This is a genomic window from Pantoea sp. CTOTU46764 (genome assembly GCF_031974595.1).
Taxonomy (GTDB): Bacteria; Pseudomonadota; Gammaproteobacteria; order Enterobacterales; family Enterobacteriaceae; genus Pantoea; species Pantoea trifolii.
Window position 1 is genome coordinate 5411 of sequence record NZ_DALYOQ010000086.1, and the last position, 14594, is coordinate 20004.

17 protein-coding genes, 1 tRNA gene and 1 other annotated feature are annotated in these 14594 nt (G+C 51.5%); of the genes, 6 read left to right on the plus strand and 12 right to left on the minus strand.

The annotated features are described in order from the left end of the window. Positions 1–305: 305 nt before the first annotated feature. The 3 genes from raiA to pheA all read left to right on the plus strand — a co-directional run bounded on the left by raiA (position 306) and on the right by pheA (position 2040). Positions 306–632, plus strand: coding sequence for a ribosome-associated translation inhibitor RaiA (gene raiA / locus RTM06_RS20625; protein WP_008109009.1), 327 nt, complete (start codon positions 306–308; stop codon positions 630–632). 96 nt (positions 633–728) lie between these two features. After that, positions 729–853, plus strand: a sequence feature (Phe leader region). Continuing rightward, positions 730–777, plus strand: coding sequence for a pheA operon leader peptide PheL (pheL, locus tag RTM06_RS20630; protein WP_100703679.1), 48 nt, complete (start codon positions 730–732; stop codon positions 775–777). (Overlaps the previous feature by 48 nt.) A gap of 23 nt (positions 854–876) precedes the next feature. Then, complete coding sequence (gene pheA / locus RTM06_RS20635; RefSeq protein WP_154155473.1) at positions 877–2040, plus strand: bifunctional chorismate mutase/prephenate dehydratase; 1164 nt, start codon at positions 877–879, stop codon at positions 2038–2040. Between the two features lie 33 nt (positions 2041–2073). Here pheA and tyrA read toward each other — a convergent pair whose 3' ends face one another. Beyond that, a complete protein-coding gene (gene tyrA / locus RTM06_RS20640) occupies positions 2074–3195 on the minus strand; it encodes a bifunctional chorismate mutase/prephenate dehydrogenase (RefSeq protein ID WP_008109005.1) in 1122 nt (373 codons plus the stop codon). Between the two features lie 6 nt (positions 3196–3201). Further along, the gene (locus tag RTM06_RS20645; RefSeq protein WP_061719955.1) at positions 3202–4281 is read right to left on the minus strand and encodes a 3-deoxy-7-phosphoheptulonate synthase; all 1080 of its coding nucleotides are present in this window, start codon (positions 4279–4281) and stop codon (positions 3202–3204) included. A gap of 287 nt (positions 4282–4568) precedes the next feature. Here RTM06_RS20645 and RTM06_RS20650 point away from each other — a divergent pair, with 287 nt between their 5' ends. After that, complete coding sequence (locus tag RTM06_RS20650) at positions 4569–5090, plus strand: GNAT family N-acetyltransferase (RefSeq protein WP_256697199.1); 522 nt, start codon at positions 4569–4571, stop codon at positions 5088–5090. A gap of 57 nt (positions 5091–5147) precedes the next feature. Here the strand turns inward: RTM06_RS20650 and rplS are convergent, their stop codons facing one another. From rplS to ffh, 5 genes are all read right to left on the minus strand, one after another. After that, on the minus strand, positions 5148–5498 hold the full coding sequence (gene rplS / locus RTM06_RS20655) for a 50S ribosomal protein L19 (RefSeq protein WP_007893316.1): 351 nt from the start codon (positions 5496–5498) through the stop codon (positions 5148–5150). Between the two features lie 42 nt (positions 5499–5540). Next, positions 5541–6305: a tRNA (guanosine(37)-N1)-methyltransferase TrmD gene (gene trmD, locus RTM06_RS20660; protein WP_312184553.1), complete on the minus strand. Its 765-nt coding sequence runs from the start codon at positions 6303–6305 to the stop codon at positions 5541–5543. Positions 6306–6340: 35 nt separating this feature from the next. Continuing rightward, entirely contained in the window at positions 6341–6889 is a 549-nt protein-coding gene (rimM, locus tag RTM06_RS20665; RefSeq protein ID WP_008108998.1) for a ribosome maturation factor RimM, read from the minus strand. A gap of 18 nt (positions 6890–6907) precedes the next feature. Then, positions 6908–7156, minus strand: coding sequence for a 30S ribosomal protein S16 (rpsP, locus tag RTM06_RS20670; protein WP_007893313.1), 249 nt, complete (start codon positions 7154–7156; stop codon positions 6908–6910). Between the two features lie 143 nt (positions 7157–7299). Further along, entirely contained in the window at positions 7300–8661 is a 1362-nt protein-coding gene (gene ffh / locus RTM06_RS20675) for a signal recognition particle protein (protein ID WP_008108995.1), read from the minus strand. 167 nt (positions 8662–8828) lie between these two features. Here ffh and RTM06_RS20680 point away from each other — a divergent pair, with 167 nt between their 5' ends. Next, on the plus strand, positions 8829–9623 hold the full coding sequence (locus RTM06_RS20680) for an inner membrane protein YpjD (RefSeq protein WP_008108993.1): 795 nt from the start codon (positions 8829–8831) through the stop codon (positions 9621–9623). A 10-nt stretch (positions 9624–9633) separates the two neighbouring features. Next, positions 9634–10920, plus strand: coding sequence for an HlyC/CorC family transporter (locus RTM06_RS20685; RefSeq protein WP_008108991.1), 1287 nt, complete (start codon positions 9634–9636; stop codon positions 10918–10920). Positions 10921–10973: 53 nt separating this feature from the next. Here RTM06_RS20685 and luxS read toward each other — a convergent pair whose 3' ends face one another. From luxS to RTM06_RS20710, 5 genes are all read right to left on the minus strand, one after another. Next, positions 10974–11489, minus strand: a complete 516-nt coding sequence (luxS, locus tag RTM06_RS20690) for an S-ribosylhomocysteine lyase (protein WP_007893307.1) — start codon at positions 11487–11489, stop codon at positions 10974–10976. Positions 11490–11639: 150 nt separating this feature from the next. After that, positions 11640–13244 (minus strand): glutamate--cysteine ligase, encoded by a 1605-nt coding sequence (gene gshA, locus RTM06_RS20695; RefSeq protein ID WP_312184551.1) that lies wholly within the window; start codon positions 13242–13244, stop codon positions 11640–11642. Between the two features lie 31 nt (positions 13245–13275). Further along, positions 13276–13704 (minus strand): YqaA family protein, encoded by a 429-nt coding sequence (locus RTM06_RS20700; protein ID WP_312184552.1) that lies wholly within the window; start codon positions 13702–13704, stop codon positions 13276–13278. Next, complete coding sequence (yqaB, locus tag RTM06_RS20705) at positions 13701–14267, minus strand: fructose-1-phosphate/6-phosphogluconate phosphatase (RefSeq protein WP_008108985.1); 567 nt, start codon at positions 14265–14267, stop codon at positions 13701–13703. The genes RTM06_RS20700 and yqaB overlap by 4 nt, the downstream gene beginning before the upstream one ends. Positions 14268–14508: 241 nt before the next feature. Continuing rightward, a tRNA-Arg gene (locus RTM06_RS20710) sits at positions 14509–14585 on the minus strand. Positions 14586–14594 lie beyond the last annotated feature (9 nt).

Consider the following 14594-nt stretch of genomic DNA (forward strand, 5'->3'; position numbering starts at 1 on the left):
AAATCATTGCGGCAAATAATCAGCCTTGATTATGACACCCACAAAAAAGCAGCCCATGTAGCTGCTTTTTTTATGTCATTTAGTAGATAACTCAACAATTTTAGAGATTTATCGCTGCGGTTATCCAGTCAATCATGCGCCCTTCCGCAGTCGTCTTCAAGCATTTCCGGCTACTTTCCCGGCCTTTCTCACAATTAAGCGGCATTGACAAAAAGTGACATTTCAATGTGATCTTGATCACACATTTTCTTGATATCCGCGGTATGCTGGTCCTACCCAGACGGAAATGACAGAGAGGTTTAACTATGATTCTGAACATTACCAGCAAACAAATGGAAATCACCGAGGCCATCCGTAACCACGTTGAAGAGCGTCTCGCCAAGCTGGAAAAATGGCAAACACATCTGATAAACCCTCACATTGTGTTATCGAAAGAGCCGAAGGAGTTTGTGGCTGACGCCACCATTAATACCCCTAACGGAACGCTGGTTGCCAGTGCGAAACATGATGATATGTATACGGCCATCAATGACTTGATTGCCAAGCTGGAGCGACAACTTAATAAAGCGCAACATAAACCCGAAGCACGTCGCGCCAATAGTAGTGTGAAAGATTTTCTTCCTACGGAATAAATAAACATCTTTAGTAACGCGCCTTCGGGCGCGTTTTTTATTGACAGCTTTAAATCACTGCGGTTACTCTCAAGCCACTTCATTTATGGAAACAACCATGAAACATCTCCCGTTCTTCTTCGCATTCTTTTTTACCTTCCCCTGATCGGGAGGCGATTCGTCATGTGAAAATGAATGCGAAGACGAACAACAAAGCCTCCCAAATGGGAGGCTTTTTTTATTGGACATTTTACAGGTGAGCCCTATGAATCCCGAAAATCCGCTGCTGGCATTACGCGATAAAATCAGCGCCGTTGATGAAAAACTCTTAGCGCTTTTGTCGGAGCGTCGCACACTGGCTGTTGAAGTTGCCCAAGCTAAGCTGGCAACGCATCGCCCTATCCGCGACGTAGAACGTGAACGCGCACTGCTGGAAAACCTGATTTCTCTGGGTAAAAAGCATCAGCTTGATGCGCATTACATTACCCGCCTGTTCCAACTGGTTATTGAAGATTCTGTTCTTACCCAGCAAGCGTTGCTGCAAAAGAATCTTAACCATCCACACGCTCACGCGCCGCGCATTGCATTCCTCGGGCCGAAAGGTTCTTACTCACATCTTGCCGCGCGTAAATATGCCACCCGACATTTCGATTCAATGGTGGAGATTGGCTGCCTGAAATTCCATGACATTATTCATCAGGTCGAGAGTGGTCAGGCGGATTACGCGGTAATGCCGATTGAAAATACCAGCTCTGGCTCGATTAACGACGTTTACGACCTGCTTCAGCAAACTACGCTATCGATTGTGGGTGAACTGACCATTCCAATTGAGCACTGTGTGCTGGTCAACGGCAGCACCGATCTACAGCAGATCGAAACGGTGTACAGCCATCCACAGCCATTCCAGCAGTGCAGCCAATTCATCAATCGCTTCCCGCAATGGAAAATCGAATACACCGAAAGCACCGCTGCAGCGATGGAGAAAGTGGCCGCGATGAATTCCCCGAAGGTTGCCGCATTGGGTAGTGAAGCGGGCGGTGAGCTGTATGGATTGCAGGTACTGGAGCGTAATCTGGCCAATCAGCAGCAGAACCATACGCGCTTCATCGTGCTGGCACGTAAAGCAATTGAGGTTTCCGGTCAGGTTCCGGCAAAAACTACGTTGATCATGGCGACTGGCCAACAAGCGGGCGCATTGGTTGAAGCGCTGATGGTATTGCGTAACCACGGCCTGATCATGAGCAAACTGGAAAACCGTCCAATTAACGGCAATCCATGGGAAGAGATGTTTTATATTGATGTGCAAGGCAATCTGCAATCAGAGAATATGCAGTTGGCGTTAACGGAGTTAAGCGGCTTAACCCGTTCATTAAAAGTTCTCGGCTGCTATCCAGGCGAGAATGTGGTGCCGGTTGAACCGCGCCTCTAAGCAAAAAGGCATCCTCGCGGATGCCTTTTGTTTTTACTGCCGGCTGTCGTTCGCCGATCGCAGCATGCTTCTGCTTTCGACAAGGAAGCGTTTCGCGTAATCACCAAACCAGTGTTCAACCCGCTCGAAGCTATCGATGAAGGCTTGCTTATCGCCCTGCTCGAGCAGTTTGATCGCATCGCCAAATCGTTGGTAATAACGTTTGATCAGCGCCAGATTACTCTCCGAGGACATAATGATGTCTGCGTAAAGCTGTGGATCCTGCGCAAACAGACGTCCAACCATCGCCAGCTCCAGGCGGTAGATCGGCGAAGATAACGCCAACAGCTGATCCAGATTAACGTTCTCTTCCGCCAGATGCAGGCCATAAGCGAAAGTCGCAAAGTGACGCAGTGCCTGAATAAACGCCATATTCTGGTCGTGCTCAACGGCACTGATACGATGCAGGCGCGCGCCCCAAACCTGAATCTGCTCAAGGAACCACTGATAAGCTTCCGGCTGACGGCCATCGCACCACACCACAACCTGCTTCGCCAGGCTGCCGCTGTCCGGGCCAAACATCGGATGCAAGCCCAGAACCGGTCCGGTGTGCGCGGCTAGCATCGCTTGCAGCGGGCGATTCTTCACCGAGGCCAGATCGACAAGAATGCAGTCTTCTGGCAATTTCGGCAGCTCACCGATAATTTGCTCTGTCAGATGGATTGGCACACTGATGATCACCATGCCCGCATCTTTCAGCAGCTCGTCCGAACGATCCCAATCGCCTTTATCCAGAATGCGGACCTGATAGCCAGAAAGTGTCAGCATCTTTTCAAACAGACGCCCCATCTGGCCGCGGCCACCCACTATTACCACCGGACGCAGCGTAGGACACAGTGTTTTGAAGCCTTTGTCATTTTCATGCGCATAAGATTCACGCATCAAGCGACGCAATACATCTTCAATCAAATCCGGCGAGACACCGAGCGCTTCAGCTTCCTGACGGCGTGAAGCCAACATGCTGGCCTCACGCTCAGGAACATAGATCGGCAAACCGTAGCGGCTTTTAACTTCCCCTACTTCGGCTACCAGCTCCAGTCGTTTTGCCAGTAACCCAAGCAGTGCTTTATCTACTTCATCGATTTGATCGCGTAGCGCGGTCAGTTCAGCCACCATGACTCATTACACCTCGTGTGACAGACGCGCCGACAGCACTCCCTGCAGATCCTGATGGATTTCACGCAGCAACGTTTCAGTGGTTTCCCAGTCGATGCAAGCATCAGTGACGGATACACCGTATTTCATTTCGCTACGTGGCTGTTCAGAAGACTGATTGCCTTCATGAATGTTGCTTTCCAACATCAGGCCAATGATGGAACGGTTTCCATCTTTAATCTGCGCGATAGCCGATTCGGCTACGCCAGGCTGGCGGCGATAGTCTTTGTTAGAATTACCATGGCTGCAATCTATCATTAAGGCCGGACGCAGTCCCGCTTTCAGCATCTCTTTTTCACACTGAGCGACATCTTCTGGACCGTAGTTTGGTGCTTTACCGCCGCGCAGAATCACATGTCCATCTGGGTTACCCTGGGTTTGCAGCAAGCAAACCTGACCAGCCTGATTGATACCTACAAAACGGTGCGGCATCGCAGCGGCGCGCATGGCGTTAATCGCGGTACCAAGGCTGCCATCCGTACCATTTTTAAAACCAACCGGCATGGAAAGGCCTGAAGCCATTTCACGGTGGGTTTGTGATTCAGTGGTACGCGCACCGATCGCTGACCAGCTAAACAGATCGCCAAGGTATTGTGGGCTATTGGGGTCCAGCGCTTCGGTCGCCAGCGGTAATCCCATCTCGACGAGATTAACCAACAGCTGACGTGCGATATGCAGGCCGGCTTCCATATCAAACGAGTTGTTCATGTAAGGATCGTTGATTAACCCTTTCCAGCCGACGGTGGTTCGAGGTTTTTCAAAATAAACGCGCATAACGATGTACAGCTGATCCTTCAACTGTGCAGAGAGAGATTGCAACTGACGGGCATAGGCAAGTGCGGCTTCGGTATCGTGAATCGAACAAGGACCACAAACCACCAACAGGCGCGGATCGCGGCCCGCAATAATGTCGGCAATGGTCTGGCGAGAAGACGCAATTTGCGCTTCCTGCGCCGCAGTGAGCGGGAATTTGGCTTTCAGCTCTTGCGGGGTAATCAAAATTTGTTCGTCGGCGATATGCACATTGTTCAGCGCGTCTTTTTGCATGATTGCGATCCTTTTTACTCGTTTATGCGGTTTGGGATCCTCACTGAGGATGGCGCTTACTTTATCACATCATGTACATCATGCAATCCACAAATGTACACTTTTATTACCATCAAAATAAAAAACCACTTAAAAACACATAAAAACCTTAAATTACAATAATTTAATTTAGGGCGCCAAAACACCAGCCTGTAAACATATAATTACATCATGATGAATCCCGTTAGTGATTTTTGCCATCAGCCAAGCTAACATTCTGTTATTCATTATTTTTCAGGGATCGTGCGATGTCCATTTCGCTTATCACACTGCGTCCTTTCACGTTGCAGGATATCAATGCTTTTACTCAGGCCGTCAACGAATCGCTGAGTACGTTAAAACCCTGGATGGCCTGGGCCCACGACGATTATCATCCTGATGAAGCGGCCAGCTGGATCGATTTCACGCGCATTCAACGCAGTAAAGGCGAAGCGGAAGAGTTCGCGATTGTGGATGGCAACGATCGGTTGCTAGGAAGCGCCGGTATTCGTTTCGCAAAGAATCCGGACGAAAGGAGTGCATTAGGATATTGGGTGCGCAGTGATGCTCAGCGGCAAGGCGTTGCGACGCGTGCGGTGGCGCAGTTGGTCGAATTTGGCTTCCAGCATCCACATATCAATCAGCTAGAGATTCTTGCAGCAGAAGAGAATCACGCCAGTCGCGCGGTTGCCTTACGCTGCGGCTTCACTTTAGTTAATTATTGCTTTGGGCTAATCATTCTGGAGAGCGGAGCGGTGAACGCCGCGATTTATCATTTACAGCGCCCATAAAAAAAGGGGCCGGCCAAATGGCCAACCCCTTGTTTGCTATTAACTTTGAGAAGTCGCTTACGCGCCAAGACGCTCTTTGATACGAGCAGACTTACCGGTACGCTCACGCAGGTAATACAGTTTGGCTTTACGCACAGCACCACGACGTTTAACAGCAATGCTGTCAATTACTGGAGAGTGAGTCTGGAAGACACGCTCAACACCTTCGCCGTTAGAAATCTTACGAACAGTGAATGCAGAATGCAGACCGCGGTTACGAATAGCGATAACCACGCCCTCGAATGCCTGCAGACGCTTCTTAGAACCTTCTACGACCCATACTTTCACTTCCACGGAATCACCCGGACGGAATGAAGGTACGTCCTGCTTCATCTGCTCTTGTTCAAGTTGCTTGATAATGTTGCTCATAATTAAATCTCTTATCCTGGGTAAACTGATAGTGAGGGAAGATTACTCTCCCGCCTCATCGTTTTGTTGCTGCTGATGTTCACGCTGGAACTCATTTAGCAACCGTGCTTGCTCTTCAGTCAGAGCCAGGTTTTCCAGAAGTTCAGGTCTTCTTAGCCAGGTACGGCCTAACGACTGTTTCAGGCGCCAGCGGCGAATATCGGCATGGTTGCCCGACAGTAAAACTGGCGGAACTTCCATCCCTTCTAACACTTCAGGTCGGGTGTAGTGCGGGCAATCCAGCAAACCATCCGAGAACGAATCCTCATCGGCTGACGCCTGTTTCCCCAGTACGCCGGGAATAAACCGGGCGACCGAGTCAATTAACGTCATGGCTGGTAGCTCACCGCCACTGAGAACGTAATCACCGATTGACCATTCTTCATCAATCTCTGTGTGAATCACGCGCTCATCTATCCCTTCGTAGCGACCACATACCAGAATCAACTTCTGATTGGTCGCCAGTTCGCAAACGCCCTGTTGGTCCAGTTTGCGTCCCTGAGGTGAAAGATAAATCACCTTAGCGCCTTCTCCCGCCGCCGCTTTCGCTGCGGAGATAGCGTCCCGTAAGGGTTGCACCATCATCAACATTCCCGGTCCGCCGCCGTAAGGACGATCGTCCACGGTACGGTGCCGGTCATGCGTGAAGTCACGAGGACTCCAGCTTTGAATGTCGAGCAGGCCATTTTTTACTGCCCGGCCAGTTACCCCGTACTCGGTAATAGCGCGAAACATCTCTGGAAACAGGCTAATAATACCAATCCACATCGCGTTCGCCGTTACGTTACCGGATTGTCCGGAGATCAAAAACCAGGATCCCAATCTACTTCAATAAGGCCAGTAGAGAGATCGACTTTCTTGATAACCTGTTCATCAAGAAACGGAATTAACCGCTCTTGCGCACCGAATGCATCCTTCAGGTTTGCCTTAACGACGAGAACGTCGTTCGATCCGGTTTCCATCAAATCAATGACTTTGCCCATCTCGTAGCCTTCGAGGTTCACTACTTTCATACCCATAAGGTCTTTCCAGTAGTAATCACCTGCTTCCAGCGCTGGCAGCTGCGTGGAGTCAACCGTAATTTCGCAATTGGTCAACTGTGCTGCAGCGTCCCGATCGTCAATGCCTTTGACTTTGATGATCAGGTCCTGATTGTGGTGCTTCCAGCCCTCGAGTTCGACCTGCTGCCATTTACCGGCGCGCTGGATGAACCAAGGTTGGTAGTCGAAGATGCTTTCAGCGTCTTCAGTGGAGGAAAACACTTTGAGCCAACCCCGAATTCCGTAAGCCGCGCCCATTTTTCCCAATACAATCGGGTTAACGGGAGGCTGCCCGGCAGGTTTAATGCTCATGCTCACCACCGTGACAGATTAAGCTGCTTTCTTTGCTTCTTTGATCAGCGCGTTAACGCGATCAGAAAGCGTTGCGCCCTGGCCAACCCAGTGCTCAATACGGTCCAGATCCAGACGCAGACCTTCAGCCTGACCAGAAGCGATCGGGTTGAAGAAACCTACGCGCTCGATGAAACGACCGTTACGAGCATTGCGGCTGTCAGTGACGACGACCTGATAGAACGGACGCTTTTTAGCGCCGTGACGTGCCAAACGAATTGTTACCATAACATCCTCTTCAGTTAATAAAACACCCGGCCCCCATCGAGGAACGGGGCCCGAGCGCGATATAAAAAGCCCGAAAATTTTACTCATTTTGGCGCAAAAAGCAACCTGAGTGTGTCAAATAACCGGCTTTCTCTGCGGCCGCCTTAGCGACCAGGGAATCCAGGCGGCATCATACCTTTCATGCCACGCATCATTTTGGCCATGCCGCCTTTCTTCATTTTCTTCATCATGCGCTGCATATCATCGAACTGTTTCAGCAGTCGGTTGACGTCCTGCACCTGCATGCCTGAGCCCAGCGCAATACGACGTTTACGCGAACCCTTGATAATTTCTGGCTTCTCACGCTCTTTACGCGTCATCGAATTGATGATGGCTTCCATGCGAACCAGCACTTTGTCATCCATCTGCGATTTCACGTTGTCTGGCAGCTGCCCCATGCCCGGCAGTTTGCCCATCAGGCTCGCCATGCCGCCCATGTTGCGCATCTGCTTCAACTGCTCAAGGAAGTCATTGAGATCAAAACCGTCGCCGGTTTTTAGTTTCTTCGCCAGTTTCTCCGCCTGATCGCGGTCAACTTTGCTCTCAATATCTTCGATCAGCGACAGAACATCGCCCATGCCGAGAATGCGCGACGCGATTCGCTCTGGATAGAAAGCTTCCAGCGCTTCGGTCTTCTCGCCCATCCCCATAAATTTGATTGGCTTGCCGGTGATGTGACGAATCGACAGCGCCGCACCACCGCGCGCATCACCATCGACTTTCGTCAGGATCACACCGGTCAACGGCAGCGCTTCGTTGAAGGCTTTCGCGGTGTTGGCGGCATCCTGACCGGTCATGGCATCGACCACAAACAGCGTTTCCACCGGATTGATCGCGGCGTGTACCTGTTTGATTTCGTCCATCATCGCTTCGTCGACGTGTAAACGACCGGCGGTATCCACCAGCAGCACATCGTAGAATTGCACTTTGGCTTGTTTAAGCGCGTTCTGAACAATGTCGACCGGCTTTTGGCTCAGATCGGACGGACAGAAATCAACGCCGACCTGCTCAGCCAGGGTTTCCAACTGTTTGATCGCCGCAGGGCGATAAACGTCAGCAGAAACCACCAACACTTTCTTCTTGTGCTTCTCGCGCAAGAATTTACCCAGTTTTGCCACGCTGGTAGTTTTACCGGCACCTTGCAAACCGGCCATCAGCACCACGGCTGGCGGCTGAGCATTCAGATTGAGCGCATTATTTTCAGCGCCCATCGCCGCAACCAATTCGTTGCGCACGATTTTAATGAACTCCTGGCCTGGCGTCAGGCTTTTGTTCACATCGTGGCCAACGGCGGCCTCTTTCACGCGATTAATAAATTCACGCACCACCGGCAGCGCAACGTCAGCTTCCAGCAGCGCCATGCGAACTTCACGCAGCGTGTCTTTGATGTTGTCTTCGGTCAGCCTTCCGCGGCCGCTGATATTGCGCAGGGTTTGCGACAAACGATCGGTTAAATTATCAAACATGCTCTCTCACTTAGAACCGTAGCGAGGCCGCCATAGGCGACACAATGCGCCGGATTATAACACGAAGACGAAGCGATCTCTGCAATTGACCGTCAGATCGTTTGGAGCCTGCTGCTGCTGGCGCTATACTGCTTTTTTCCTTATCTGACCGATACCTGAAAGGATCTATGTTCGTTTTCGCGATCGTGGCGCTGTTCGCCTACTCCCTCAGTCTTGCATTGATCATTCCCAGCCTGCTTAAACGCAACGGTGGCTGGCGTCGTTTTGCTGTGCTTTCCGCCTGCGTGGCGCTGATTGCGCACGCCGTTGCCCTGCAGCAGCGCATTTTTGCTGTTGATAACGGGCAAAACCTCAGCCTGCTTAATATCGGCTCGCTGGTTAGCCTGCTTATCTGCGCCATCATGACAATTGTCGCCTCGCGCAATCGTGGCTGGCTGCTGCTGCCGATTGTTTACAGCTTTGCATTGATTAATCTGGCCTTTGCCACCTTTGTGCCCAATGCCTTTATTACGCATCTGGAAACCACGCCGGGCATGATGGTTCACATCGGTCTGTCGTTGTTTGCCTATGCCACGCTGATCATCGCGGCACTGTATGCGCTGCAGCTGGCGTGGATCGATTACCAGTTAAAAAATAAGAAACTGGCTTTCACTCAGGATATGCCGCCGCTGCTCAGCATTGAGCGCAAAATGTTCCACATCACGCAGATTGGTGTCGTGCTGTTGACGCTGGTGCTCTGCACCGGTTTGCTCTTCATGCATAACCTGTTTAGCGCGGAGAATGTGGATAAAGCGGTTCTCTCCATCATTGCCTGGTTTGTCTACATCGTTCTGCTTTGGGGACACTATCGTGAAGGCTGGCGCGGACGCCGCGTCGTGTGGTTTAACTGTGGCGGCGCACTGCTGCTAACCATGGCCTATTTCGGCAGTCGCGTGCTTCAGCACCTGCTCACTTCTCACTAAGGATTTTGTGTTGGAACACGTTTCAACCACCACGCTGATCATTACGCTGGTCATCATGGTGCTGGTCTCTGCGTATTTCTCCGGTTCAGAGACCGGCATGATGACGCTCAATCGTTACAAACTGCGCCATAAAGCCAAAAGCGGCAATCGCGGCGCGCGTCGGGTGGAAAAACTTCTGCGTCGTCCCGATCGCCTAATCAGCCTGGTTTTAATCGGTAACAACCTCGTTAATATCCTCGCCTCCGCTCTTGGCACGATTGTCGGCATGCGTCTGTATGGCGATGCCGGCGTGGCGATTGCTACCGGTATTCTGACTTTTGTGGTTCTGGTATTTGCTGAAGTGCTGCCGAAAACGGTCGCGGCGCTCTATCCAGAAAAAGTCGCCTATCCCAGCAGCGTGTTACTGGCTCCGCTGCAGTACGTGATGTTGCCGCTGGTGTGGCTGCTGAATACCATCACCCGCATTTTGATGCGCATGGTGGGCATTAAAACCGACGGTTCAATCAACTCGGCGTTGAGCAAAGAAGAGTTGCGCACCATCGTGCATGAGTCACGTTCGCTGATGTCGCGCCGTAATCAGGACATGCTGCTGTCAGTACTCGATCTGGAGAAAGTCAGCGTGGATGACATCATGGTGCCGCGCAATGAGATCGTCGGCATCAACGTCAATGATGACTGGAAATCCATTGAGCGCCAGCTGAGTCATTCGCCGCATGGACGCATCGTCCTGTTCCGCGATTCGCTGGACGATTGCGTTGGTATGCTGCGCGTGCGTGAAGCCTGGCGCATGATGACCGAGAAGAAAGAGTTCAACAAAGATCGCCTGCTGCGTGCTGCTGATGAAATTTACTATGTGCCGGAAGGCACGCCGCTTAACGTGCAACTGGTTAAATTTCAGCGTAACAAAAAGAAAGTCGGCATGGTGGTTGATGAATATGGCGATGTTAAAGGCTTAGTGACGATCGAAGATATTCTGGAAGAGATCGTCGGCGATTTTACCACCTCAATGTCGCCATCGCTGGCCGAAGAAGTGATGCCGCAAAACGATGGTTCGGTATTGATTGAAGGCAGCGCCAATGTGCGTGAAATCAACAAAGCCTTCAACTGGACGCTGCCGGAAGAGGATGCGCGCACTATTAACGGCATGCTGCTGGAAGCACTGGAAGAGATTCCGCTGGTTGATACCCGCGTTACCCTTGGTGCCTACGATATCGATATCCTCGATGTGCAGGACAACATGGTGAAGCAGGTGCGCATCACGCCGCACCACGCACTGAAATCCTCCATCGGCTCCTGAAGCCTGCAAACAAAAACGCCGCGATAATCGCGGCGTTTTTCATTGTGTCTCAACTAGATGTGCAGCTCTTTCAGCTTTTCAGCTGGCAGCTTCAAATCTTCGTTGCGGTTCACGCCGATGTCGTGAGCCAGCACATTGCGCGCGATCTGCTGCGCTTCATCCAGTGAGTGCAGTTTGTAGCTGCCGCACTGATATTCATTCAGCTCTGGAATCTGGCCCTGCTCTTTGACTTTCAGAACATCTTCCATCGCGCCTTTCCAGGCTTTTGCTACACGCTGCTCGTCAGGCGTACCAATCAAACTCATGTAGAAGCCGGTACGGCAACCCATCGGAGAGATGTCGACGATTTCAACGCCATCACCATTCAGGTGATTACGCATGAAGCCAGCAAACAGGTGCTCCAGCGTATGAATGCCACGCTCAGTCAGAATTTCAATATTCGGACGGCAAAAACGCAGGTCGAAAACGGTGATGGTATCGCCATGCGGAGTTTTCATGGTTTTTGCTACGCGTACTGCAGGTGCGCCCATGATGGTGTGATCAACAGTAAAACTATCCAGTAGTGGCATACGTCACCTCCTGTTTTGAGATTTTTTTTAAAACGATGAAACTTTTCTGTTCGTCCAGCGTCTGAATATATGAAAGACGCGCATTTGTTATCATCATCCCTGACAACAGAGATGTTTATTTTGGCCACATTGATGTGGCCATTTTCTTTTCTAGCCTTCGCGGCCCGCAAGGTAACTTTCGAAATCCAGCGTATCGCTCTGTTCCAGCTTCTCTTGTGCCTGCACCGACTCCAGCGCCTTACGACTAAAGTCCTCTTCGGTCAGAATCTCCAGCGACTCTTCACACAGCAGATGACGGTATTGCTCCGCCAGGGCCACGCCAGCGCCGGTCAAACCGTTTTCTTTGATCACATGCAGAATGCGCGCCGAATAGGTTAGCTCAGGATCGTCGAAAGATGCCACCAGTTGATCGCAAACCTGTTGATATTGCGTGTTGCCGTGATTGCTGTCGAGCACTTCCGCCACGCGACGCAAATCGGCAAATAGCGCTTTACCCACTTCAACCAGCGTATGTTCGGTTTCGCTACAACCCACAGCAATGACCTGGCCAGGTTTACGCCCTTCCATCACCACGCGGTTCCAGTTTTTACGCGTGCACAGCAGCTCATCCGCGCTCATTTCTGGCGCATCAGCCAGCGTGCACCAAATCAGGAACAGATCGAGGAAGCGCGCCTGATCGGCATCTACTCCAATCGCGGAGAATGGGTTGATGTCCAGCGAACGCACTTCAATGTATTCAATCCCGCCGCGCAGCAGCGCATCGGATGGCGCTTCACCTGAACGCGTAACGCGTTTCGGACGAATCGGTGCGTACAGCTCATTTTCAATCTGCAGCACGTTGGTGTTCAGCTGCAGCCAGTTGCCATCGGCATCTTTGGTGCCCATGGCGGCATACTCTTCCGACGGCGTTTTAATCGCCGCTTTCAGCGCTGCAACGTAACCTTCCAGCGAGTTAAAAGTGATGCCCAATCCGCTCTGCGATTTGTTGGTGTAACCAAGATCGCTCAGGCGCAGCGAGGTGGCATGAGGCAGCCACAGCGTGCCTTTGCCGTCAGTTTCAAACGGCAGATTGCTCTCACGCCCTTGCAGGAATGAGGAGCAGATCGCTGGCGATGCACCGAACAGATAAGGAATGACCCAGCCAAAGCGATAGTAGTTGCGAATCAAACGCAGATAGCCGGCAGAAATGGTCTCTTTGCCGCTTTCGGCATCTTTCACATCCGCCCACTCCTGCCAGAACGACAGCGGCAGCGAGAAGTTGTAATGCACGCCAGAGATAATTTGCATCAGCGCGCTATAGCGATTCTTCAGCCCCTGACGATACAGCGTTTTCATTTTGCCGATATTGGAGCTGCCATATTGCGCCAGCTCGATGCTATTAACATCATCAATGAAGCCAGGCATGCTGAAAGGCCACAAGCGCTCCTCGCCCAACTCACGCGCCACATGGCGGTGAATATCGCGCAGGAATGCCAGTGAACGATCGATGCTCTGATCAACCGGCGTGATGAACTCCATCAGCGTCTCAGCAAAATCGGTGGTGATCCAGTCGTGCTTAAGCGCCGAACCGAGTGACTCAGGATGTCCTGTGGTTGCCAGGTGACCATCGGGTTTTACGCGTAACGATTCGCGCTCAATACCACGGCCGATACCCTTTAACGCGTCAGGATGCGCTTCCAGCCAGGAAAGTGCCTTAGATACGTCCGGGATCACATTAACCTCCCGCTGTGTGAATAATTTATTTTTGTTCAGCATAATGTTAACCGTAGCCTCGAATCTGTGCGAATCAATGCCACCATTGCATTGTTTGTAATGTGGCGGTCGCGATAACGATATAACGCAGCGTTTTACCGATGGCGAGGAACAGTACCGAAGGCAGCCAGGCAAAGCGCAACCAACCTGCGAGCACGCAGAGTAAGTCGCCCACTACCGGCAGCCAGCTGAAAATCAGTGCTGCAGGTCCCAATCGGTGTAACCACGTCATTGCTGTGTCGTGCCATCGCCCTTGCCCTTTTTCTGGCATCAGGCGACCAAGAAGAATGTTGGTCAGGCCGCCCAGTGTGTTTCCCACTGATGCAGCCAATAACAATCCATAAACCGAACCTTTTTGGGCGATCAGCAGTGCAACCAGCACCGCTTCCGAGCTCCCCGGTAACAGAGTCGCACTCAGGAAGCTGCTGCCGAATAACGATCCATAGGTCAGAAATTCATTCACAGTAAACGGACATCAACCACGTCCATGCCTGCTGCTTTGGCGGCTTGTACGCCGAAGTCAGCATCCTCAAACACCACACAGCGCTCGGGCGCGATGCCCATTAATTCAGCGCAGCGTAAAAAGGTATCCGGCTGCGGTTTATGACGCTGTACGTCATCCGCTCCGACAACCGCATCAAACAGGTGGTAAACGCCTAGCTCTTCGAGCAGGGCTTTTGCCAGGCTGTGTTCACTGCCGGTGCCCACCGCCATCGGACGGCGACCATGATAGGCTTTGACCACGTCCATCAACGGCAGCGGACGCACGTCATCCAGCAACATCGCTTTCAGCGCAGCGGTTTTTTCCGCCGCCAGCAGATGTGGATCGTGCGTTGCATTGTTCTGCTCAAGAATGAACTGCGCCAGTTGCCAGGTTGGAGCGCCATTGAAGCCCACCATTTTTTCTTCATCCATGGTGAAACCATAGCGGCCAAGCACCTGTTGCCAGGCTTTTCGATGTGTCGGCTCAGTATCCAGAATTGTGCCGTCCATATCGAAAATCAGGGCGTCATATTGGTCGTACATTGTCACTCCATCGAGCACCACAAAATGAGCCATTACTTTAGCGTAATGCGCTCAGGTTGTCGCCAGGCGCGCTTAACCGCAAATGCTTTGAAAGCATTAGTTTTTTTCGTTTTCGGAAAAAGGTCAGAGTGCAATGCCGGGCATAAACGCCGGTTAATTCAGCAATTTTTTCACCAGTGGATTTGATTGGCGCAGGATTCAGAAACTGAGAGTCAAAAACAGAAAGGTCATGAAGAAGAGATGGTGCATCCAGGAGGATTCGAACCTCCGACCGCTCGGTTCGTAGCCGAGTACTCTATCCAGCTGAGCTATGGATGCATCGAGTTA